The following is a 23,743-nucleotide window of genomic DNA, read 5'->3' as shown; positions in this document are numbered from 1 at the left end:
AGCCCCCGCGTCAGTGCCAGAACCTTGTCAGGTGTTCATTGAATCGAAGAACTCGCCGTTCGTCTTGGTTTGTTTCAACTTCGACAACAGGAACTCGATTGCATCTGTTGTGCCCATCGGATTGAGGATGCGGCGCAGAACGAAGGTCTTGGCCAAATCGCCTTTGTCGACCAGCAGATCCTCTTTCCGGGTGCCGGATTTGAGGATGTCGATTGCCGGGAACACGCGTTTGTCTGCAATCTTACGATCCAGAACGATTTCCGAGTTACCAGTGCCCTTGAATTCTTCGAAGATCACTTCGTCCATGCGGCTGCCGGTATCGATCAGGGCGGTGGCGATGATGGTCAGCGAACCACCTTCTTCGATGTTCCGCGCAGCACCAAAGAAGCGCTTGGGCCGTTGCAGGGCATTTGCATCTACACCACCGGTCAGAACCTTACCCGAAGATGGCACTACAGTGTTGAACGCCCTACCAAGTCTTGTTATCGAATCGAGTAGAATAACAACATCTCGTTTATGCTCAACCAAACGCTTGGCTTTTTCGATCACCATCTCGGATACGGCCACGTGGCGGGTCGCGGGCTCATCGAAGGTTGAAGACACAACTTCACCCTTCACCGAGCGTTGCATGTCAGTCACCTCTTCCGGGCGTTCGTCGATCAGCAGGACGATCAGATAACACTCCGGGTGGTTCTGTTCGATGGAATGCGCGATGTTCTGCAGGATCACCGTCTTACCAGTCCGCGGAGGCGCCACGATCAGCGATCGCTGACCTTTACCAATCGGCGAAACCAAATCGATCACGCGAGCAGACTTGTCCTTGATGGTCGGATCTTCGATTTCCATCTTCAGACGCTCATCCGGATACAGAGGCGTCAGGTTGTCGAACAGAATCTTGTGTTTGGCCTTGTCCGGATTTTCAAAGTTGATCTTGGTGACATTTGTCAGCGCAAAATAACGTTCATTCTCGTCAGGCGCTTTGATCTCACCTTCAACCGTATCTCCGGTGCGCAGCGAATGCTTGCGGATCATGTCAGGCGAAACATAGATGTCATCCGGTCCGGGAAGATAGTTCGCCTCGGGCGAGCGCAGGAAACCGAAGCCGTCTTGTAGAACCTCTAACACGCCGTCGCCGCCGATGGTCCAGCCCTCATCCGCACGTTCGCGCAGAATCTGAAACATCATCTCGCCCTTGCGCATGGTTGAGGCGTTTTCGACCTCAAGCTCCTCGGCCATGGCCAGAAGGTCTTTGGGGCTTTTGGCCTTCAGATCGGCCAGATTCAGGGATTCAGTTGTCATGATGATACGAACCTCGGCCGCTTGGATCGCGGCACCAGAGTGGAATTTCAGAACGGAAGATACCTCGCCCGGACGGGCGCGTTACGCGTTAGATAAGCGCTTACCTAAGAAGAGTCAAACAGGCCCTCAGAACTTCACAACGACCGCTAGAACGATAACAACCATTAAAACGGTCGGAACCTCATTCATCATGCGGTACTGCCGCCCAGTCAGCTTATTTCGCCCCTCAGCAAAGTCCTTGCGCCGAGCCATAAGCCAATGGTGAAACCATGTCATGCCGATCACTGCTGCGCCTTTGACCCAGGGCCAGCTCCAGTCCCATCCGACAATACCAGGCGTGAACACCATGATCAGCCCGCAGACCCAGGCCACGACCATTGCAGGGCGCATGATCACACGCAGCAGCTTTTCTTCCATTTCAAAGAAAATCTGTTGCGCACCCTCTACGGCTTGCGCCTTTTCAACGTGATACACGAACAATCTGGGCAGATAGAATAAACCAGCCATCCATGAAATCACGGCCATGATGTGCAGCGATTTCACCCAAGGGTATATTGCGAAAAGAATATCGGTCATTGGGTATTCCGGGCTTACCTGAACCCCTCCTAATAAAAAAAATAAGAAAGAAAAAGGATGATGGTTTTGTAGGGAGGTCAAATTCGGTGGATTACTTTTTTGTCCTGCCTTTTTCCCCAGGTGGAAAAAGTGAAGCACATCGGCGCAGAATCTGTTGATCAAGAAAAAAAATGATTAATAACAATAAATTATGAGATAAAAGCTCGGGCTGAATTGTGGATAACCATTGGACCAATCCGGGACGGGATGCTTATCCGAGTATTCCAACTTATCCTTGTCCCGTCTGGACAGGATCCGGGCGACTCGGGGAAGTCTTGCGCCAAATTCCCGGGGTTGCGTGTCAACCGGAAAGCCATACAAACCATTCGAGACTACTCATTGATTTGCACACGGGGTTTTCCACATGACTGTCCCCATAGTCCTTGCCTCAGGTTCCGTGATCCGCGCGCAGTTGCTCAGAAACGCAGGCGTCCCGTTTTCGGTGCAGATCGCGCGGGTGGATGAAGACACAGCCAAACGCGCCCTGATGGCTGAGGGAGCTTCGCCCCGTGATGTTGCCGATGCGCTTGCCGAAATGAAAGCCCGTAAGATCAGTGACAAAGTGCCCGGCACTATGGTTCTGGGTTGCGATCAGGTTCTGGATTTCGAAGGTCAGATGCTGTCGAAGCCGGAAACGCCGGAAGAAGCACTGGCGCAGCTTAAAGCAATGCGCGGCAAGCGACATATGTTGCTGTCGGCGGCGGTGATCTATCAGGATGGTGAGCCCATCTGGCGGCAAGTCGGTCAGGTGCGTTTGCGGATGCGGGCCAGCTCGGATGCTTATTTACGTGATTACGTGGCGCGGAACTGGGACAGTATTCGGCACGCAGTGGGGGCTTATAAACTGGAAGAAGAAGGCGTGCGCCTGTTTGCTACCATTGACGGCGACTATTTTAATGTTTTGGGTATGCCCCTGTTAGAGTTGCTCAATTTTCTGGCCGTAAAGGGAGTAATCGATCAATGACGGAGCATCGCGTTCCTCTGGCCGGCGTGATTGGGCAACCCATTGCACATTCCCGCTCGCCAAAACTGCACGGGCATTGGCTGAAAACCTATGGATTGGTGGGGCACTACATCCCAATGGATGTCGCCCCGGCCGATCTGGAAACCGTTCTGCGGACACTACCCAAGGCTGGGTTCGTTGGGGCCAACGTGACCGTACCGCATAAAGAGGCTGCTTTGCGGTTGGCGGATCATGTCTCGGACCGTGCCTCAGTCATCGGGGCGGCAAATACGCTTGTATTCCGCGAGGATGGTTCAATTCACGCGGATAATACGGATGGCTACGGGTTCATGGCCAATATTCGCAGCGGTGCGCCCGATTGGAACCCGCAGGATGGGCCTGCGGTTGTATTTGGTGCGGGCGGTGCTGCGCGGGCGGTGCTTCAAGCGCTGGCAGAAGCCGGAGTGCCTGAAATCCTGTTGACCAACCGCACCCGCACCCGTGCGGATCATTTGAAGGAAGAGTTCGGCCAACGGATTACGGTCGTTGACTGGGTGCAGGCGGGAAATGTGATCGAAGACGCAGAACTAGTCGTGAACACCACGTCTTTGGGTATGCAAGGGCAGCCAGAGTTACGCGTTCCACTGGATGGATTGCAACCCGGCGCTGTTGTCACCGATCTGGTATACGCGCCGCTTCAAACGCATCTGTTAAAACAGGCGGAAGAGGCTGGATGTACAACGGTCGACGGGCTGGGAATGTTGCTGCATCAAGCTGTTCCCGGGTTTGAACGCTGGTTCGGTGTTCGCCCCGAAGTGGACGCTGAAACCCGCGCGGCGGCCTTGGCATGAGTTTTGCGCTGGGGCTCACCGGATCAATCGGGATGGGCAAGAGTACGACCGCTCAGATGTTTGCAGATGAAGGCTGTGCGCTTTGGGATGCGGATGCTGCGGTGCATAGGCTCTATGCAAAGGGCGGTGCGGCGGTTGAGCCCATGCGGATTACGTTTCCCACCGCCATTGCCGAGGATGCGGTCAGCCGGGATGCATTGAAGCAAATCATTGCGGATAATCCTGACGCGCTAAAAACAATAGAAAAAATCGTACACCCTCTGGTAGCGGCGGATCGCGCCTCATTTCGTTCTTCGTCGTCCGCCGATATCTTGGTATTCGACATTCCGCTGTTGTTTGAAACCGGTGGTGATGCGGCGATGGATGCTGTTGCTTGTGTTTCAATCTCTGCTGAAGAACAAAAAAGACGGGTCATGGCGCGCGGCACGATGAATGAGGCGCAGTTTGAGCAGATTCGCTCCAAGCAAATGCCAAACGAAGAGAAATGCGCGCGATCGGATTTCGTGATTGTCACGGATACTCTGGACCATGCTCGAGCGCAGGTGCAGGATATCGTCAGGCAGATACGGGCAGGGTTGGCAGATGCGTGAGATTGTACTCGATACCGAGACCACAGGGTTTGATCCCGAAAGCGGCGACCGGATCGTCGAGATCGGCGCGGTTGAGCTGTGGAACCACGTTGCCACAGGAGAAACTTATCACGTCTACATCAACCCCGAGCGTTCTATGCCGGAAGAGGCATTTGGTGTGCATGGCATCGGCCCCGACCTGCTGGAAAACCCGCGCCCGCCGGAAAAGGGCGAAGTGACGCTGAAGGACAAACCTGTCTTTGCCAAGGTTGGGCAAGGGTTTCGTGAATTCGTGGGTGACGCCAAGCTGGTGATCCACAACGCTTCGTTCGACATGAAGTTTCTGAACGCCGAACTGGGCTGGATGGGGGTGTCGCTGATCCCGATGGATCAGGCAATCGACACGCTGGCCATTGCCCGCAAACGGTTTCCGGGATCACCCGCTTCGTTGGATGCATTGTGCCGCCGGTTTGGCATCGACAATTCGAACAGGCTGCTGCACGGCGCGCTGCTTGACTCGGAAATTCTGGCCGAAGTGTATCTGGAGCTGATCGGAGGCCGTCAGCCCGACTTTGGATTGTCAACGTCGGCAAGTGCAGCGTCTGGCGGTGGTGAGGAATGGCGCCCGACAGCGCGACCCGATGCCCTGCCATCCCGGATCACCGAGGATGAGCGCGCAGCACATCAGAAATTTGTTGAAAAGCTGGGCGAGAACGCCCTGTGGACCCGCGCCTGACCCGAACCAGACGCGGACTAAAACCTTAGGCGTCGGTTTTTTGCTCTTGTGCGGCCGCCTGACGGCGCGCCAGTTCGTTGCGATAGAGCGCCACGAAATCAATGTTATCCAGGTTGACCGGCGGGTAGCCACCGTCGCGTGTGATGTCGCTGACGATTCGGCGCAGGAACGGGAACAGCATGCGCGGGCATTCGATCATCAGGAACGGATGCATTTGATCTTCGGGCACACCTTCCACGTGGAACAGGCCGCAATAGTCGATTTCGCACAGGAACAGGACGTCTTCTAGGCCCTTGGCCTTGGATGTCAGTTTTAGCTTGATCGAGACTTCATACTGGTGCTCGGTCGTGCGTTTCTTTGCGTCCAGATTGACCTGAACTGAAATCTCGGGCTGTACGTCGCCTGAGACGCCTTTTTGCGCCATGACGTTTTCAAAGGACATGTCGCGAATGAACTGTCCCAGAACGCGCATCTGGATCTGAGGGGCTGCCTGTGCGGCGGTGTTTTCTGCAGGGCTTTCGTCAGCCATGAAACTTCTCCGGAATTGAAATTCGGCACTGCTTAGCAATTTGGGCCGGATAGCTCAATGCTGGTGCGGGCCTTCCACCCACTTCGACGGCTTTCCGGAGTTCTGGCGAGGGCGAACCTCGGTGAATTCGCCATCTATCACATCGTCCTGATCAAACGGGTTTGGCCCCGACCTGAATTGTGCGCCGGTGCCCATTTGAAAATGTGTGATGGTCGCCTTGGACTTGAGATAGCGGAACACTGCGACCCGGATGCCGGGAACAAGCAGCGCAAAACCAATGGCATCGGTGAAAAACCCTGGTGTCAGCAGCAAAACACCAGACAGCAAGATCATCGCCCCATGGGCCAGCGGTTCGGTTGGGTCGTCCAATTCGGCAAAGGATCGCTGCAAATTCGCCAGCGCCATGCGACCTTGTGTCCGCACCAGAACCGTGCCCAGAACGGCGGTCAGAACCACGATTGCAAGCGTCGGCCAAAGCCCGATCAGACCGCCAACCTGGATAAACAGGGCGATCTCGATGATCGGAACCAATAAAAAAGCCAAGAACAAGTACATTTGCGGTATCCTTTAGCATGGTCCGGGCTGTGGACTTGGCCCCGACTGTCACCTACATAGTGGCAGAGGGCAGCGTATACAAAGCCCGGGTTCTGAAAAGAGGACGAAATGAACTCACCCCTGATCCAGCTTCTGGTGCTGGCCGGAATTGCCATTTTCCTGATCCTGCGCTTGAAAAGCGTGTTGGGTACACGCGAAGGTTTTGAGAAACCGCCCCTTCAGCAACAGCCTGATACCAATGGCGCGCGCCGTGATTTCGAAGTGATTGAAGGCGGGCCAGATCACGACATCACCGACCATGTGGCCGAAGACAGTGAACAGGCGCAAACATTGGCCGCAATGAAGCGGGTCGAACCCAGTTTTTCTGTCAGCGAATTTGTACAGGGCGCGCGCGGCGCCTATGAGATGATCGTGATGGGCTTTGAAAAGGGCAATCTGGACGAAATCCAGCCGTTCCTGTCCGAAGAAGTATTCGACAGTTTTGTATCAGTTGTTGCGGATCGTGAAGACAAAGGTCTGACCATCGAAGCCGAATTCATCGGGGTGCGTGAAACCACTCTGGTCGATGCGACCTTCGATAAGGATACCAATCAGGCCGAGATCACCATGCGCTTTATCGGTGAGCTGACGTCGGTCGTGCGCGATCGCGGCGGGGATATTGTCGAAGGCAACCCGAACACCGTCAAACGCCAAAAGGACAGCTGGACCTTTGCCCGTGTCATGGGCGCGGACGATCCGAACTGGCTGCTTGTTGCCACGGACGCATGATTGCAGCGCTCCGGTCGCTATTTCTGGGGGTCGTCATGACCACTGCCAGCGCCGCCGGAGCCGAGGCGACGCGATCCATCCTGTCATTCGATGACCTCGATGGCTGGGCCGCCGACGATCACGGGGCGGCCCTTTCGGTTTTTCTGAACACCTGTGGTGATCTGGACGATCCTGATTGGCAGACGCTGTGTGGCGTGGCTCAGAGTTATGAACCTGGCGCGGCGCGGGCTTTTTTCGAGCTGTTCTTTCGTCCTGTTCTGGTCGAAGACGGCGATGACGCCCTGTTCACCGGATATTTTGAACCTGAACTGGATGGGTCGAAAACCCCAACTGATAAATACCGCTATCCACTCTATCGGATGCCGCCCGAGGCGCGAGAGGCGGGCAAGTGGCTCAGTCGCCGTGACCTGCTGACCGGTGACGCCCTGACAGGTCGGGGCCTTGAGATAGCGTGGGTCGATGACCCTGTTGAGCTGTTCTTTCTGCAAATTCAAGGCTCGGGCCGGATACGTCTGCCCGATGGCGGTGCATTGCGGGTTGGATATGGCGGTGCGAATGGGCATCCCTATCGCTCGATCGGCGCGGAACTGGTCCGACGGGGTGCGCTGGGCGCGCACCAGGTCAGCGCGCAGATGATCCGGACCTGGGTACGCAAAAACCCTGAAGCCGGGGCTGAGCTGTTACTACACAACCCTTCGTATGTTTTCTTCCGTGAAGTGACGCGTGTCGCGCCCGAGTTCGGGCCGTTAGGCGCCATGAACCGCTCAGTGACCACGATGCGCAGTATCGCGGCAGATCCGGCTTATACACCTTTGGGCGCGCCAGTTTGGGTAGAAAAGGATGGCAAAAACCCGCTGCGCCGATTGATGATCGCACAAGACACCGGATCGGCGATCAAGGGTGCGCAACGTGCCGACATTTTCTTTGGCACAGGGGATGATGCCGGGCAGGCCGCCGGTCGCTTGAAGGATCCCGGCCGTATGGTTGTGCTGTTGCCGATCCAGAGGGCCTACGCCCTGTTACCGGATGAGTTCTGATGACCCGGCGCAAACTGACTGCGGATGAGATCGATTTGTGGCGCAAGGTCGCCAAACAGGCTGAGCGTTTGCACCCCGAACTGCCTCAGACTGTGCACCCCACTACCTTGCCCAAGCCCAAACCGACCAAAACGCCCAAGGCATGGATAGAAGCCTTTGAACTGGGTCAGACTGCGCCAACCAAACCGTCACGGAATAACCTTAAGCCATCGATCACCGAAGGTTTGCGGGCAAATCCGGTGCAGATGGACACCAAGTCTTTTGGTCGCATGAAACGCGGCAAGCTCAAGCCCGAAGGCAAGCTGGACCTGCACGGGATGCGCATGAGCGCTGCTCATCCCGCATTGGTTCGGTTCGTCCTGACCGCACAGGCACAGGGCAAACGGCTGGTGCTTGTCATAACCGGCAAGGGCAAGGACCGGGACGAACCGGGACCCATTCCAACGCCGCGTGGGGTCTTGCGCAATCAGGTGCCCCACTGGTTATCTATTCCACCACTTGCACAAGCAGTGCTGCAGGTAACACCCGCACATATCAGCCATGGCGGTGATGGCGCCTATTACGTTTACCTCAGGCGCGTCCGTTAGTCGGATCGCTGATTCTAGCTGGTCCACATGAACCGGATTCGCACGCGAACCCTGCCCTTACCCCTACTGGTTTATTGTTTCTGCAGGTCCCGCAACCCCGGTGATAAACTGCCGGCGCAATGAAACTTCGTAGCCTTGTCCAAGGCTTGCGAGGTTGTGCTTAACAACACAACCAGAACGATACGGCAGACAATCGCCGATCCCATCTGATTGCATTGACCCAGTGGTTTCCGATTGCTTACCCTACGTAAAGCACCCCTGTGGCGCTGATATTTTTATGACGAATTTATGGTGGCCGAATGTTAGGCTCCACTGCCATTTCCCGACCTCAAAGGTCGGAAGTATCCGCCATTTCAAGTGACAATGGCGCCATCAAGGATGTGCTGTCGCTTAATCTGCCGAAAGGCGGTGGTGCGATTTCTGGTATTGGTGAAAAGATCACCTCGAACCCGGTGACCGGGTCTGCGTCTTTGACGATTCCGGTTCCTGTCAGCACCGGGCGCGGTGGTTTCACACCAGAGCTGCAACTGAGCTATGAGGCTGGCACCAGCAGCGGCATTTTCGGCTTTGGATGGTCACTTTCGCTGCCCGAGATCACGCGCAAAACGGAAAAAGGCCTGCCCCAATACGACGATGCCGCCGGATCGGATGTCTTCCTGATTTCGGGGTCTGAAGATCTGGTGCCGTTGCTCGACTCTCAGGGGGTACAATGGGAGGATCGCGCGCGGTTTCCAGGTGTGACCATCCACAGGTTCCGCCCCCGGATCGAAAGCACTTTTGCCCGCATTGAGAGGTGGACAGACGAGGCGACGGGTATCGCGCATTGGCGTGTCACGTCGCGCGAAAACGTCACTTCGATCTATGGCGCGTCAGGCCTATCAAGGGTGGCAGACCCGAACGACCCCGCCCGTGTATTTCGCTGGTTGTTGTCCGAGACCTTCGACGACAAAGGCAACGCCATCCGATACGAGCATGTCGCCGAAGACGCAGTTGGCATCGATCAGGCGCAGGCGCACGAAGCCAATCGGTCCCGCACAGCCGAGCGGTATCTGAAACGCATCCGCTACGGCAATCGAGTCTCTCGTTTGGTTGATCCGGATGTGAATGCAGGTGGATGGCTGTTCACGGTCGTATTCGATTATGGCGAAGACCACCTGTTGCCAATCGCACCTGATCCCAACGTGGCGACGGATGCACAGCATGAGCTTGTCCATGCATCCTCTGATCCCGGCCGAAATTGGCAAGTGCGCCCAGACCCCACATCAAGCTACCGCGCGGGCTTTGAGGTTCGGCGCTATCGCCGCTGCCATCGAATTCTGACCTTTCATAATATCCCCGACTTGCCGACGGGCGAACCTGGCTATCGCGGTCTCGTGAAGGCAACTGAGTTTTCCTATGACGATTTCACCCCTCCCGGTGCTGACACAGATGACGAGCGTCAGCACCCCGGCAGTACGCGCTATGGCTCATTCCTCATGGCGGTCGCGCAGTCGGGCTTCGCTCCGGACGATACTGTTGCACCACGCGATGTGAACGGTGCCACGTTCCTCGCCTACAGACGACAGGCAATTCCGCCGGTGGAATTCACCTATAACCGGGCCGAGGTGAACGATATTGTGCACGGCCTTGACCGCGAGCAGACCGAAGGTGCTCCGGCCGGACTTACTGATCCGGCAAACTGGGTTGATTTGGACGGTGACGGTGTTGGTGGAATACTGACCTCGACCCCGGTTGCCTGGCATTACACTCGCAACCTTGGACCAATGAACGGCACGGCGCGCTTTGCGGCCCCCGTGCTGGTTGCCGAGCGGCCTGCATTTGCTGAGTCAGGCCAATGGATGGACCTTGCAGGGGACGGTCGCCCGGATCTGGTGGTAATGGACCGGACAACCCCGGGGTTCCATGAGCGCGACGCGCAATCAGGTTGGTCCGACTTCCGCGCGTTTGAATATTGGCCACATGTAGATGCGTCCAATGACAGCATGAAGATGGTTGACCTGACAGGCGATGGCCTTGCAGACATTCTTCTGACCGAGGACACCGCTTTTGTCTGGCACCCCTCCGAAGGCGAGGCCGGGTTTGGCCCCGCGCGCAGGCAAGCGCAGCCATGGAACGACACTGACGGACCCCGACTTGTGTTTTCCGATCCGGAGGCTGCAATATTTCTGGCGGATATGTCCGGCGACGGATTGTCTGATCTGGTTCGTATCCGCTGTGGTGAAGTCGCCTATTGGCCCAATTGCGGATATGGGCGTTTCGGCACCAAAGTGGCGATGGACGACGCGCCACAATTTGATCGCCCCGAAATGTTCGACCGCAGCCGCCTGCGCCTGACGGATATCGACGGCTCGGGCACCACCGACATTGTCTATCTGGGTGCAGAAGGTATCGACCTCTATTTCAACATGTCTGGCAACCGGCTTGCACCGCGTCGACGCCTGGGGAATGTGCCGCCGCTTGATACCGAAACTTCGGTTGATCTGCTCGATCTATTTGGAACGGGCACCGCCTGTCTTGTGTGGTCCTATACTTTGTCCCGCGACGCAGGTCAGCCACTGCGTTACGTCGATCTGATGGGCGGACAAAAACCGCACCTCATGACCCGATATGTCAACAATTTCGGTGGCGAGACCGAGTTGCGCTATGCCTCGTCGTCGCGGTTTTACCTGCAAGACCTTTATGAAGGCCGCCCTTGGGCCACGCGCCTGCCGTTCCCGGTACAGGTCGTTGATCGCATCGTCACACATGATCGTGTGGCGCAGACACGGTTCGTATCTCGCTTTGCCTTTCACCATGGTCATTTCGACGGGGTCGAGCGCGAGTTTCGCGGGTTCGGCATGGTCGAACAATGGGACACCGAGGAATTTGCGACGCTCTCGTCAGATGCGCTGGGGCCACTGGCATCAAACGAAGACCCGGCATCTCATGTTCCGCCCGTACTGACCAGAACATGGTTTCATACCGGCGTGTATCTCGACCAAGGTAGTCTGCCCGATGTCTTGGCTGGTCTGCTTGATGGGCAGGATCGTGGGGAATACTGGCGCGCACCCGCTTGGCGTGACGACGATGTTGACGCGCGACGGCGGCTTTTGCCAGACACGGTGTTGCCACCCGGATTGACAACCGGAGAAACCCGCGAGGCTGCGCGCGCGCTTCGCGGCACAGTGCTGCGACGTGAGACCTACGCACTCGATGGCAGGGCGGAGCCCGGCTATCCCAACGGTCACCCCTATCAGGTGGTCGAGCAAACGCAGACTGTGCATCTGCTGCAGTCCCGTGGACCCAACCGTCATGCCGTGTTTCTGACCCATGCCCGGGAAAGTCTAACCGCGCATTATGAGCGGATCCCCGATGACCCACGCCTTCAGCATCAGGTCATACTGGAGGTTGACCCGTTTGGGACTGAACTGCGCCGCGTCGATGTCATGTATGGCCGGCAAACACCTGATCCGACGCTGACGCCTGAAGATCAGGTGCGTCAGGCGCAGTTATATGCGGTATTACACACGCGGCGCGTCACGGACCTGATCGCGACAGATCAAACCTACCGCGCCCCGGTGTCATGTGAAGAACAAAGCTTTGAGCTTACCGGCTTAAGCCCAGCGCCGGGTACGCGTTTGTCCTTTGATGAGATCGAGACAGAGGCGAACGCTGCAGCCGATCTTGCTTATGAAGCGACCTCAACCGCGGGTCAGGTGCAGCGTCGTCTGATCGAACACCGCCGTCAGTACTTCAGGGATGATACGCTGACCGGCCCACTGCCGCTTGGCCAGATGGGCAGTTTGGGGCTTCTCCATCAAAGCTTCCAACTGGCCTTCACGCCGGGTCTTGTCACGCAGGTTTATGGAGGCCGCGTTGGTGCGGCCGAGATGGCGCAGGCGGGATACACCGAGATTGACGGCGACGGCCAGTGGTGGCGCCCATCGGACCGTCAGCTTTTGTCGCCCTCAAGCGGTGATACGCCCGCGCAAGAGCTGGCATTTGCACGACAGCATTTCTTTCGACCACATCGCCTGCGGGACCCGTTCCATCAGCCTGCGACACATACGGAAACAACAGCCCGCTATGACGCTTTCGACCTGCTGATCGAGGAAACGCAGGACGCATTGGGCAATCGCATGTCGGCAGGGGTACGCTCGACCGGTCCAGCTGGCGCAATCACCGAACGCCGACAGGATTATCGCGTTTTGCAAGCCTCGGTATTGACCGATGAGAACGGTAATCGCAGCGAGGTGGTCTTTGACGCCTATGGCCGCGTGACCGGCATGGCCCGAATGGGCAAGGTCGATGGGCCCGACGAAGGTGACAGGCTGGATGGCTTTGATCCGACACTGGTGCCTGCAGCACGCACCCAAGTGCTGACTAATCCGCGTGGACCTGAAGCTCTGGTAGCACTTGGGCGCGCGACAATGCGTTATGTTTATGATCCCTGGGCCTATTATCACTCTCGTGGGGATCCTGTCCCATCACCCGTCATCGGTCTTTCCCTGCATCGAGAGGTTCACGACAGTGATCTTTTGCCGGGTCAAACCACCCCGTTCCTGGCCGAACTTACCTTTACAGATGGGATGGGGCAGGAAATTCAACGCAAGATTCAGGCCGAAGACGGTCCGGTCCCAACGCGTGATGGCTCGGGGAACATCCTGTTGGGTCCTGATGGTCGACCGGTTATGTCCGCATCGCCGTCGCCACGCTGGGTCGGTACCGGCTGGCAAGTGCGCAACAACAAAGGCAATATTGTTCGACAGTTCGAACCGTTCTTCACAGATCGCCCGACCTATGAGTCCGACATCCGCATCGGTGTAAGCCCAATTTTCTTCTACGACGCATTGGGCAGAGAGATCGGGATTTTGAATCCCGATCATACATGGAGCAAACACCGGTTTTCTGTTTGGGACCAGACGACATGGGACCCGGGCGATACTGTACTGATTTCGGATCCCGCCCAAGACCCCGATCTTGGCGACCATTTCCGCAGGTTGCCGCAGGCTGCCTATTTACCCACTTGGCACGCGCTGCGAACCGATCCGGCGCAAGTGCAGGCGTTGGCTACCCGTTTCCCCGATCCCGAAGACCGGCAGCGCGCCACTGAGGCTGCATCGAAATCGGCGCTTTATGATGACACACCGATGCGGGCTTTGGCGGATACCCGTGGTGCGCTGATCGCGCGCCTCACTCCGAACCGCACGCTCTACAGCAACGCGGCCCCGGGCACCCTACCGACCGAGACACTCCACCGCGTTGCGATCGAAATCGATATCGAAGGCAATACGCGCCGAACCTGGGATGAGCTTGGGCGCGAGGTTCAGCGTACCGCTTTCGACATGCTCAGCACCGCCATTCGGACCGACAGTATGGAGGGCGGTACCCGTTGGCGGCTAACGGATGTAGGTGGCGAAACGGCGTTTACGTGGGATGCGCGCGACCACCGGCTGCGCCACGAATTCGATGTATTGCGCCGACCCATCGCCACTCATCTAAGCATCAATGCGGGTCCTGAGCTGCGGATCGATGAAACGATCTACGGAGAATCGCTGCCGACGCCCGAAGCCCTGAACCATCGCAAACGCATTGCGATCAGCCGCGACCAATCCGGCACGATGGAAATTCTGGCCCATGATTTCAAAGGCAACCCAATCCGCAGCCAGCGGCAACTGGCGCAGGAGTTTCGCACCACGCTCGATTGGACCGCACCCGTGGCGACTGAGCCCGAGATTTTCGCAGGGCAAACCCGCTTTGACGCGCTGGACCGTCCGGTCCAACTGGTGCCGCTGCAACCGCAAGGGCCGGGCGCGCGTATCCAGGTTGTGCAGTACCGCTATAACCCGTCCACGCGGCTTGATCGGGTGGACACCTGGCACGCACGACCCGCGGCACCTGACACTTTATTGGATCCCGCCACTGCGGATCATGCCGTGGTCACAGGCATTGCATACAACCCTTGGGGCGACCGCGAACGCATCACCTATGGCAACGCGGTTGAAACAGAAATCCTACATGATCCGTTGACCCGTCTCACCGAACGCATCATCACCCGGCGCGATGCAATCGGATTTGGCTCGGACTGTCCGACACCGCCAGTTGCAGGCTGGCCAGGATGCCACTTGCAGGCGCAGCACATGATCTACGATGTGTCTGGCCACGTGACCCACATCCGCGACAGCGCGCAACAGCAGATCTTTTTCCGCAATCGCCGTGTTGATGCTTCTAACGACTATACGTTTGATGCCCTGCATCGTTTGATCGAAGCGACGGGCCGCGAACATCTGGGCCAGCAAGGCGGCGCACCCGGCGCCCACAGCTATAACGACGCCGCGCGAACCCGGCTGCCACACCGCAGTGATGGTTTCGCCCTTGGCCGTTATCTTGAGCGTTTTCACTATGACATTGCGGGCAACTTGATTGAGATGCGCCACCGGGGCTCTGATCCCGTGGCGCCCGGTTGGACGCGGACCTACACCTATGGCGAGGACAGCGATCTGGCCGCGGGGGTATCCTCGAACCGCTTAAGTCAAACATCGGTCGGTGCCTTGAATGATATCATCAGTCAGGGCGGCGATGGCTATGACGCGATGGGTAACATGTTGCGGCTTTCCCACCTCGATCAGATTGAATGGGATCACGACAACCAGCTGCGTATGTGTCGCCGTCAGGCAGTTGGACCGGGTGATACGGACGGCCTTGCCCATCAGGGGGACCGCACATTCTTTGTTTACGCATCTGACGGGACCCGCATCCGAAAAGTGACAGAAACCGCTGCAGGAGCCATCCGTCGCGAGACGATCTCGCTGGGCGGGTTCGACATTATCCGCGAACCGGGTGCAAACCCGCGGACCCGAGAGACCCTGCATGTGGGGGACGAAGCTGGCCGTATTGCATTGGTTGAGACGACGATCGCCGGTGGTGCGGTCAGCCGCGTCATTCGTTATCAGCACAGTAACCATGTGGGCAGTGTGGGGATCGAACTGGACGAGAACGGCAATGTTCTGTCTTACGAGGAATACAGCCCCTTTGGCAGTACCACCTATCAAGGCGTTGCCACCGCTGGCCTAGGTCCGAAACGTTTTCGATATACCGCGATGGAGCGGGATGCCGAAACCGGGCTTAACCATCATGGTGCCCGCTATGCCGCCCCTTGGCTCGGCCGATGGATCAGCGCCGATCCCATCGGAATTGAAGGCGGGCTGAACCTTTATGCCTATGCCTATAACAACCCGGTAACGCTCAACGATCCCGAGGGCACTGCGCCGCCCACTGTGCCCAACGGAGGCCTTGAAGTTGCATCGTTGCAGAAGGGTCTTGAGACGCTTGATGCGCTGGCGACTCAGGTCAGGAACACCGAAGGCAGCGTGCAGGAGTTCGCCCTTATCAAAGAGAACAACACGTTCAAGATATTGAAGGGCACGGCCACCAAGCCCGAGGTCTCGATTCCAAAGGGAACGACGGCTATCGCACACACGCACCCGCCCACTGCCATGGTTTCCTTTGCAGACGTCAACACCACCCATGCCCAGGGTGTGAAGGTCGCCGGAGTCCGGTCTCACCTGGTGGCGCATGGCAACGGCAATTGGACGCTGATCGAGATCCCGAAACAGGGAAACGGAATGTTGACCTCATTCGACACCAATACCGGCATGATAAAGGGCACCGTGCAAGTCTACCGCCCGGGCGCTGCGCCTGACACTGCGTCGATGGTGCAAAAAGTCGACACCATGAACATGGTGAACAAGCAAGGCAAAATCACCTCAATCTCCAAGCTCGCCAAAGCAATGCGGGGTAGCAAGGCAGTGTCGCAGACCCTGTCCGGGGGCCGCGCCATCCTAGGGGTCATGGGCCGTGGGCTCATGGTGATCGGTATGGCGGCCAGCGGCATTCAGGTTGGCACAGGGATCACGCAAATCGCCGAAGGCGAGACCGGCGTGGGCACCGCAAATGTGGTCGAGGGCACAGCCTCGGGCACTCTCAACGTGGTCTCGGTGTCGGGCAAGCTCGTCACGGGTGGTGGTGCCGGATCGGTCCTTGCCGCCGGACTCGCAGCTTTTGGCTCAATTGCATTGGCCGGAACCGAAGCTCGCTCCGCCATCAAAGGCGAAAAAACCGCCGCGCGCGAAGCGGCCGATTATTGGGTGGACGAAATCGATGCAGGCCATCGTCAGGGCGGCGTTGGCGGCTTTTTCCGACGGTCCGCTGGTTACCTTGGCCTGGGCGCGGCAGGCACGATGTCGATCCTGCAAGGCCAGGGCATCAAAGGCCATTTGAAATGGTGAACGCAGTTGTCAGAAAGGGTACCTCCTCATGACCAAAGTTACGCATCCGCTAAAGCCCAGAATGCGCCGCGCTACGGTGGGCGATCTGCAATCCGCTTTGCTGGCACTGCTGCGTGAAGGCTTGCTGCTGGCCAATGATATCAGCGCGCGCCGAGCGCTGGCCGATATCGTGTCGCGCGAAAAGGATGGCCGCACACCGACCTACGGAAAGGGCACCACTGAAGCCGTTCGTCTGGTTCAAAAAGAGGCCGATCTGTCCCCGACCGGCAGTGTCGACAAAAGAACGGCGGCTATGATTAACGATTTGGTTGCTCGACTGGACACACCGACGGATTTTGGCACCTACCGTGTCAGCGGTCGCGTCATAAGTGCGCAAAGTGCGGCTGTTGATGGCCTTGCTGTTGTTGTTGTCGACAAAGGTGTCGGCGGCGACGTTGAACTGGGGAAGGCTACAACCGGTAAACGCGGTGCCTTCGAGATTGTGTTTACCGGAGATCAGATCACCAAGCGCGGCAAGGATGCACCAGACCTTCAGGTGCAGGTGCGTTTGAATGACGATGTGGTTGCCGCTTCGGCAGTGGAATATGACGCCGGACCGGATTCCGAGCTTTCCGTGGTTCTGCCTGCTGAAAGTGCCGCAAAACTGTCGTCAGAACACGCCACACTGGCCAAGGCGCTCTCTGGTCAGTTCAACGGTGCCTTGTCGAAACTTGAAGAAAGCGACACCCGTCAGGACATCACATATCTGGCCAATAAAACAGGTTGGGACGCGCGCGCCGTGGCACTGGCGTCGCTATCCCAGCAGTTGTCTGACAAGACCGCTGGACGGCGTGGTCAACGCATCGACTCTGGCCTGTTCTATGCGCTTTTACGTGCAGGTGTTCCCGCCGATGACACCGCGGTTTTCCGCACGCCCCCTGCTAAAGTGGCGCAAATCTGGAAATCCGCGCTGGATGAAGGATTGATCGACGCCAAACTGGCGGATCAGACAGATGCCTCCCTTGCCCGATTTACCGAAGTCTCCGCGCGCGTGCGGCTGGATACGCCCCCTCCCGGGGCTTTGGCCGGAATGCAGCCTTTGCTTGCACTTTCGCTGACGCGGGATGACGAGCGTGAAACTTTTGCCGCGCTCCATGCGGCGCATGGTGATGATCTCGATACATTCTGGACCGAGGTAGAGGGTAAGTTGGGTCAGGACAAAGCCACCCGTTTGCAGACCGATGGCAAGCTTGCCTATCTGACGCTCAACAACTCCAAGCTGGTCGAACGCTTGCATCGTGACACCGATGGCGATGCGGACGGTACGTTGGGAGGCCTAGTGAAGGCGGGTTTTCATAAAGCCGATGCCTGGGCCGCGATCATGGATAATACCGACCCCGTGCCAGAGGCAGTTCAGGGCCGGGATGCCGCCGAAAGACGCGCCAACTATGCAGAATTCATGGCCGCTCAGGTGCGGCTGTCTTTCCCGACTGCGGTTGTTGCGGAAATGGTCCGGGCGCAGGAGACGCCATTGGTCGATACCGGGTTGTCGAACAACGTTCATGAATTCCTCGCAAAACATGCCGATACCTTCCAGATAGGTCAGCAGCCCGTTGCGCGCTTTATTGCAAAAAATGCGCTGGACGAACCGCCAGAAGTGGTGCGCGAAATCTCACGCATTCAGCGGGTCTATCAGATCTCGCCCGACGACGGCAGTATGAATACCATGCTGGCTGCAGGGTTGGATTCGGCCTATGCGGTCGTGGCGCTGCCACAAGATGAGTTCCTGCGCGCCCACAAGGCCGTTCTGAACGAGGCCGTCGCGATGCAGATCTACCGCAAGGCAGAACAGGTCCATGGAGCGGTTCTGAATCTGGCCACCGCCTATATGACTCATCGGATGATGCCAGCGATCGGCCCCGGCGTGGGCGCTGCTGACGGGTTTTTGAACCCTACCCCGGGCGGGTCGGACAATTTTGGTGATGTGCTCGCATACTCCACATTAGAAGAGCTTTTCGGTTCGATGGATTATTGCGGATGCGAGCATTGCCGGTCAGTCCTCAGCCCCGCAGCCTATCTTGTCGATCTTCTGCTGTTTCTCGATCGCCCCGCAACTGAGATTCCGAACGGCTTCACCAATCCACTTGATGTGTTGCTTGATCGGCGGCCTGATATTCAACACCTGCCTCTGACTTGCGAAAACACTCTGACGCCTGTGCCATACATCGACTTGGTGAACGAGGTGCTTGAGCATTTCGTTGTCAACGGCATGTCTTTGGGTGGATATCAGGGTCATTCGACCGATGGTCAAACACCGCCTGAAGAGTTGTTGGCCAGCCCTCAATTTGTACGCGATGCCGCCTATGCCACGCTGGCCACCGCCCAGTTCCCCACCCCATTGCCGTTTGACCGTTCGTTGGAGGCACTGAAGGCCCTGTTCAATCGTTTCGACGCGCCTTTACATCGGGTTATGGCCGACTTGCGTTCGTCAGACGCGCTGGACGATGCACCGTACGGATGGCGCGACATCTGGCTGCAGCGCTTGAACATCTCGCGCGGTCTCAACGCCGTCCTGACCGAAAGCGTGTCGGTTGCCGGGTCAGCGCGACCCGATCTGACAGTGCGTTCGCTTTATGGTTTTGATGCGGGTGCCAGCGCAGCCGAAGTGCGTGATGGCTTGGAAAGCGTGCGCGACCTGTGCCGCCGCACCGAGATCACGCCGGTTGATCTCGTGAACATCCTAAAGACCGAGTTCGTGAACCCCGGAGCCGCGCTGATCCCGAAGCTTGAGCATCTTGGCCTGGTCTTCGACGATATCCGGGCCTTCCGGGACGGCGCGATCAACTTCGCAGAACTACAAAGCCGGATGGCGGCAGGGGTCGAGCCTGAACGCTTTGGGGGTGATATCGAGGCATGGTTGCTTGATGACACTACTTTCGACCGGATCATGGGTCTGATCGTGCTTACAAATCCGCAAGACCCGTCGGATATGTGCGACCTAAGCGCGCTTGAACTGCGTCACCCAGACCCTGATCCGCTGTCCAACCGCCTTGAATGGAATGACTTTATCCGGATTAACCGGTTCATCCGTCTGTGGCGTGTTCTGGAACTTAGCATTGCCGACACGGATGCTATCATCTCGGCGCTTTATCCGACGAACCAGATGCCGGACGGCGCCGACGCGCAGGTGGACCTAGCTCGCATGGACGCCGGCTTTGCCGAGCTCCTGCCACAGTTGGGCATCGCCATGGCGGCCCTTGATGCGCTGGAGCTAAGGCACGAGGACGCGCTGCGCCCGATCCTGGCCCTCTTTGGACCAATCAGCACCAATGGAACCGCCGCGCTATTCCGTGAAATGTTCCAGCGGCCTGCTCGCGAAAACCCCGCCTTTGCCGAAGATGGTTTTGGCGGCGTGCTTACAGACCCTGCGGCCCTGTTGCTGCCCGAGGTTGAAACATTGCGCGCGGCCTTTTCATTGACGGGTCCGGAATTTAACCGGATCGTTGCTATTTTGGGGTTCGATGACACGACACCCCTGACCATCGAGACGGTCAGCGCAATCTACCGTCGCGGCTGGTTGGCGCGCGCGCTTGAGCAAAGCGTGCCGGGATTGGAGCGTTTGCTGCAAGCCACCGGTCTTGACCCCTATGGCCCGCAAGATGCCACTGCACCCGCTCTGCTGATGGTTATCGATCTGGTGCATCGCCTGTCCGAGCTAGGCCTGTCGCTGGAAACTGCGCTGGCGCTGCTGTTGAACCATGACCCAAGTGGCCAGACGACACCGCCCGCAGAAAACATCACGACCCTGGCACGCGATCTGCGTGCAGGGTTTGCGGCGATCACCAATGACTTTGTTCTGGTGGACGATCCCGATGGCGGTATTGCCCGGTCCCACATGGCTCTGGTCTATGGGGCCGAAGCGACCGAGCAGTTCTTCGGATATCTGGAGGCCACATCCTCGGCCGAGGTTACCTATGACCATTCTGCCCCTGCGCTAGAGCCGGTGATCCTGGCCGAGGCGCCCGATCAAATCGCTTATGACGATTTCCGCAAAGTTCTGGTTTTCAACGGGCTCATGTCGACCACGGTCAGAGATGCCCTGCAGGCCGTTGCCGGGACACCTGCTGCCTTCGCGCCAGCAATTGACGCTTTATTCAACGCAAGCGAGGCACAATCACAGCCATTCTTCACCCGCTTCCCCGAGCTGCTCCCGCTTCACGACGCATACCGCAGCTCAACCGCGTCAAAGGCCGAGGCCTATCGTGCCCTGCTTGAAGGAATCCTGCCGCAGCTGATCTCAAGACGGAAACGCCAGGTGGCGTTGCAGCTTCTGGGTACCGCGATCGAAGTTGAGGCTGATCTGGCAGCCGTCCTGTTCGAAAAGGCCGAGGTTCTGCATGCGGCGACTGATCCAGCCAGCTCCGCGCTTGAGGATGCCCTGATGCTCGAATCCGGGGGTCTGAGTGCTGAAATCAGCGATGGTCCGGCCCACACTGCACCGCCTGCGCGGGTCGAAACCATATCTGGCGCGATTGATTTTGCCTCCACTGGAACAGTGCTGCCAGACAATCAAACCACACCAGGTTCTTCGATTTCGATCCGGTTACGGGGATATCTGGAAGCGCCTGAAAACGGATTCTTCAACATTGATGTCGAAGCTGATGCGGGCGCGACCGTGACACTCAGCATCGCAGGCGAACCTGTTCCTCTGACCGAGGCGGGCGGCATATGGTCAAACACCAACGCGATCGAGCTTCGCGCAGGTACTTTGGTCGAAATCGCGCTGGGCGTGGCCAATGTGACCGACCGTCTGGCGTTGCGTTGGAGTGCACCGGGCCGAGGAACTGAGGTCATCGGCGCTTCGCATCTCTACCCGGCTGATCCGGTATCGCATCTGGGCGCGGCCTACCTGCGTACGCGCCGCATTGCACGGTTGTCCGAAACGCTGAAACTTGACGTCGCTGAGGTCTTGCACCTGACGACACATGGCGATTTGCAGATTGCGGGTGCGGCCTGGCCAAACAGCCTGCCCATCACCGGTACACCCGATGATCCGACCTCCGCCGCGCTGATGGGGGTGCTAACGGCCCACCTGCGCATGGCGCGATTAAAGGCGGCTTATGCCCCTGAAAATGCCCGGCTGGTTTCGATAGCCGAGAATCCAGCGGTCGCCATCGCCGACGCCGAGGCTGAGTTGTTCCAAGTCACGCGCTGGGATCCCGTGGATATCGCCGCCCTGTTGGTACATTTCGGACTCACCCCAGCCGATATTGGCGATCTGGCCGTTCTGGAGCGGCTTCATGACATCGCCGAATGGCTGGCGGCACTTGGGATTCCGGCGACAGCGCTGATCGCCGCCGCAACACCCGCCCCAACCGGACCCATTGTGCGGAATTTCCGGGCTGCCCTTCGCGCGCGCTACAGCCCGGATGACTGGCTCAAAATCCTGCAACCGATCAATGACCGCCTGCGCAAGCGCCAGCGTGATGCATTGGTGGCGCATATCCTGCACGATCTGCGCGGGCGTCCGGATGCGGCGCATATCAACACGCCCGAAAAGTTATTCGAATTCTTCCTGATGGACGTGCAGATGGAGCCGTGCATGCTCACTTCGCGGGTTCGTCACGCATTGTCCTCGGTACAGATCTTTACCGAGCGCTGCCTGATGAACCTTGAACCCCGTGTAGCCGCGTCCAGCCTCAGGTCGAAACACTGGGAATGGATGAAGCGCTATCGCGTGTGGGAGGCAAACCGGAAAATCTTCCTGTACCCTGAAAACTGGATGGAGCCGGAATTGCGCGACGACCAGTCACCCTTCTTCCGCGAGGCGATGAGTGAATTGCTGCAGGGTGACATCACCGAGGAACGCGCAGCCACCTCGCTGATCGGGTATCTGCAGAAACTGGAAGAGGTCGCCAAACTGGAAGTATGCGGTCTCTACCAGATCGAAGGCGATCCCGGTGCTGCAGACCACGTGTTGCATGTTATCGGGCGCACCGCCGGGGCCAAACGCAGTTATTACCACCGGACCCGTGCCTACGGCTCGTGGAGCGCGTGGGAGAAAATCCCGCTGGATATCGAGGATAATCCGGTCATGCCGCTGGTCTGGAACAATCGTCTGTTCCTGTTCTGGATCAAGATGATGCCGGAAAACACGGCACAAGGAACACCCAACGCGGGATCAGGCCCGCTGGCCGAGGTTGAGGCGTCATCGTTGATGGATGTTGATGAACCCACCTTTGACGTCAAGGTCATGCTGAACTGGACCGAACGGGTGGATGGCGTGTGGCAACCGCCGCGCAGTTCGGATCCTGATGAGCCCCTGTTGCTGCGCGAAAACGTGCCAGCCCGAGAGATGCGCAATTTCCGCAAAGGCATCCGCCTGTCTTCATTCCCATGGACCAACGGGATGCGGATATCGATCTCGTACAAGGATTGGCTGGGCGTTTCGTTCTTTATGTACAACACGTTTAGCACACCCGATACGCGCTCACCCAAGAAGGCGCCGCATTTCTTGCCGAAACGTATTACGTCGACCGGGTCAAACCGCCTTACAGCGATCTATTCCAATGACGGGATCACGCATCGGTTGCTGTCCAATAAGGCGCCCGATCAGGCCACACAGCCGCATCACCCGACCAATGGAGAAGCCTGGGAGTCGCCGTTCTTCTATGCCGACCCGCGACATGTGTTCTACGTGTCCACGAAGCAGCGGATCGTCGAAGTTGTGACCTGGCTTGATTTTGGCCGCGTGGCCGAAGTTGACCCGACAATCGATACCATGGTGCTGGCATTCGAGCCGCTTGCCGAGCAGCCCGACCGGATTGAACGGGTGACTGCAATCCCCGGCTTTGGCAGCGCCGACCTGAGCACTCTTCGTGCATTCGTGACCGAAGACGCCTTTGTCCATACAGCGCTGGGCACTGGTGGCACGGTCCGCTTTGGCGACCGCGACATCGGCCCGATGGGCAGCACCGTCCGCATGCGTCGCACTTGATCCGGAAAGGA

At 57.9% G+C, this 23,743-nt stretch carries 13 protein-coding genes; 9 read left to right on the top strand and 4 right to left on the bottom strand.

What is annotated here, in order from left to right; all coding sequences use genetic code 11:
* Positions 1-27: 27 nt before the first annotated feature.
* Together rho and hemJ are read right to left on the bottom strand one after the other, a co-directional pair.
* Entirely contained in the window at positions 28-1,299 is a 1,272-nt protein-coding gene (rho, locus tag AC2TEM_RS04485; RefSeq protein ID WP_170399438.1) for a transcription termination factor Rho, read from the bottom strand.
* 126 nt (positions 1,300-1,425) lie between these two features.
* A complete protein-coding gene (gene hemJ / locus AC2TEM_RS04480; RefSeq protein WP_170399440.1) occupies positions 1,426-1,875 on the bottom strand; it encodes a protoporphyrinogen oxidase HemJ in 450 nt (149 codons plus the stop codon).
* 403 nt (positions 1,876-2,278) lie between these two features.
* On the opposite strand from hemJ, the gene AC2TEM_RS04475 reads away from it, so the two are divergent.
* From AC2TEM_RS04475 to dnaQ, 4 genes are read left to right on the top strand one after another with little or no spacing between them, the layout of a single operon-like run.
* Positions 2,279-2,878 (top strand): nucleoside triphosphate pyrophosphatase, encoded by a 600-nt coding sequence (locus tag AC2TEM_RS04475; RefSeq protein ID WP_170426348.1) that lies wholly within the window; start codon positions 2,279-2,281, stop codon positions 2,876-2,878.
* Positions 2,875-3,708 carry a shikimate dehydrogenase gene (locus tag AC2TEM_RS04470; RefSeq protein WP_170426350.1) on the top strand — a complete coding sequence of 278 codons (834 nt, stop codon included), beginning with the start codon at positions 2,875-2,877 and terminating at the stop codon, positions 3,706-3,708. Before AC2TEM_RS04475 ends, AC2TEM_RS04470 begins: the two co-directional genes overlap by 4 nt.
* On the top strand, positions 3,705-4,298 hold the full coding sequence (gene coaE / locus AC2TEM_RS04465; protein WP_170426352.1) for a dephospho-CoA kinase: 594 nt from the start codon (positions 3,705-3,707) through the stop codon (positions 4,296-4,298). Before AC2TEM_RS04470 ends, coaE begins: the two co-directional genes overlap by 4 nt.
* Positions 4,291-5,013 (top strand): DNA polymerase III subunit epsilon, encoded by a 723-nt coding sequence (gene dnaQ / locus AC2TEM_RS04460; RefSeq protein ID WP_170426353.1) that lies wholly within the window; start codon positions 4,291-4,293, stop codon positions 5,011-5,013. Before coaE ends, dnaQ begins: the two co-directional genes overlap by 8 nt.
* A 25-nt stretch (positions 5,014-5,038) precedes the next feature.
* Here dnaQ and secB read toward each other — a convergent pair whose 3' ends face one another.
* Both secB and AC2TEM_RS04450 read right to left on the bottom strand, forming a co-directional pair.
* Positions 5,039-5,542 carry a protein-export chaperone SecB gene (gene secB, locus AC2TEM_RS04455; RefSeq protein WP_170399455.1) on the bottom strand — a complete coding sequence of 168 codons (504 nt, stop codon included), beginning with the start codon at positions 5,540-5,542 and terminating at the stop codon, positions 5,039-5,041.
* Positions 5,543-5,596: 54 nt separating this feature from the next.
* Positions 5,597-6,097, bottom strand: a complete 501-nt coding sequence (locus tag AC2TEM_RS04450) for an FxsA family protein (RefSeq protein ID WP_170399458.1) — start codon at positions 6,095-6,097, stop codon at positions 5,597-5,599.
* 108 nt (positions 6,098-6,205) lie between these two features.
* Between AC2TEM_RS04450 and AC2TEM_RS04445 the strand changes: the two genes are divergently transcribed.
* From AC2TEM_RS04445 to AC2TEM_RS04425, 5 genes are all read left to right on the top strand, one after another.
* The gene (locus AC2TEM_RS04445; protein ID WP_170399461.1) at positions 6,206-6,865 is read left to right on the top strand and encodes a Tim44/TimA family putative adaptor protein; all 660 of its coding nucleotides are present in this window, start codon (positions 6,206-6,208) and stop codon (positions 6,863-6,865) included.
* Positions 6,862-7,902 (top strand): murein transglycosylase A, encoded by a 1,041-nt coding sequence (gene mltA, locus AC2TEM_RS04440; RefSeq protein WP_170426356.1) that lies wholly within the window; start codon positions 6,862-6,864, stop codon positions 7,900-7,902. The genes AC2TEM_RS04445 and mltA overlap by 4 nt, the downstream gene beginning before the upstream one ends.
* Entirely contained in the window at positions 7,902-8,489 is a 588-nt protein-coding gene (locus AC2TEM_RS04435) for a Smr/MutS family protein (protein WP_480856008.1), read from the top strand. The genes mltA and AC2TEM_RS04435 overlap by 1 nt, the downstream gene beginning before the upstream one ends.
* Before the next feature lie 299 nt (positions 8,490-8,788).
* Positions 8,789-16,756 carry a SpvB/TcaC N-terminal domain-containing protein gene (locus tag AC2TEM_RS04430; RefSeq protein ID WP_170426360.1) on the top strand — a complete coding sequence of 2,656 codons (7,968 nt, stop codon included), beginning with the start codon at positions 8,789-8,791 and terminating at the stop codon, positions 16,754-16,756.
* A gap of 28 nt (positions 16,757-16,784) precedes the next feature.
* Positions 16,785-23,732, top strand: a complete 6,948-nt coding sequence (locus AC2TEM_RS04425; RefSeq protein WP_170426362.1) for a neuraminidase-like domain-containing protein — start codon at positions 16,785-16,787, stop codon at positions 23,730-23,732.
* Positions 23,733-23,743 lie beyond the last annotated feature (11 nt).

It is taken from the genome of Ruegeria sp. HKCCD3925, from assembly GCF_057221175.1.
Note: the sequence above shows the minus strand (reverse complement) of the source record. Positions and strands in the feature narration are given on the sequence as shown.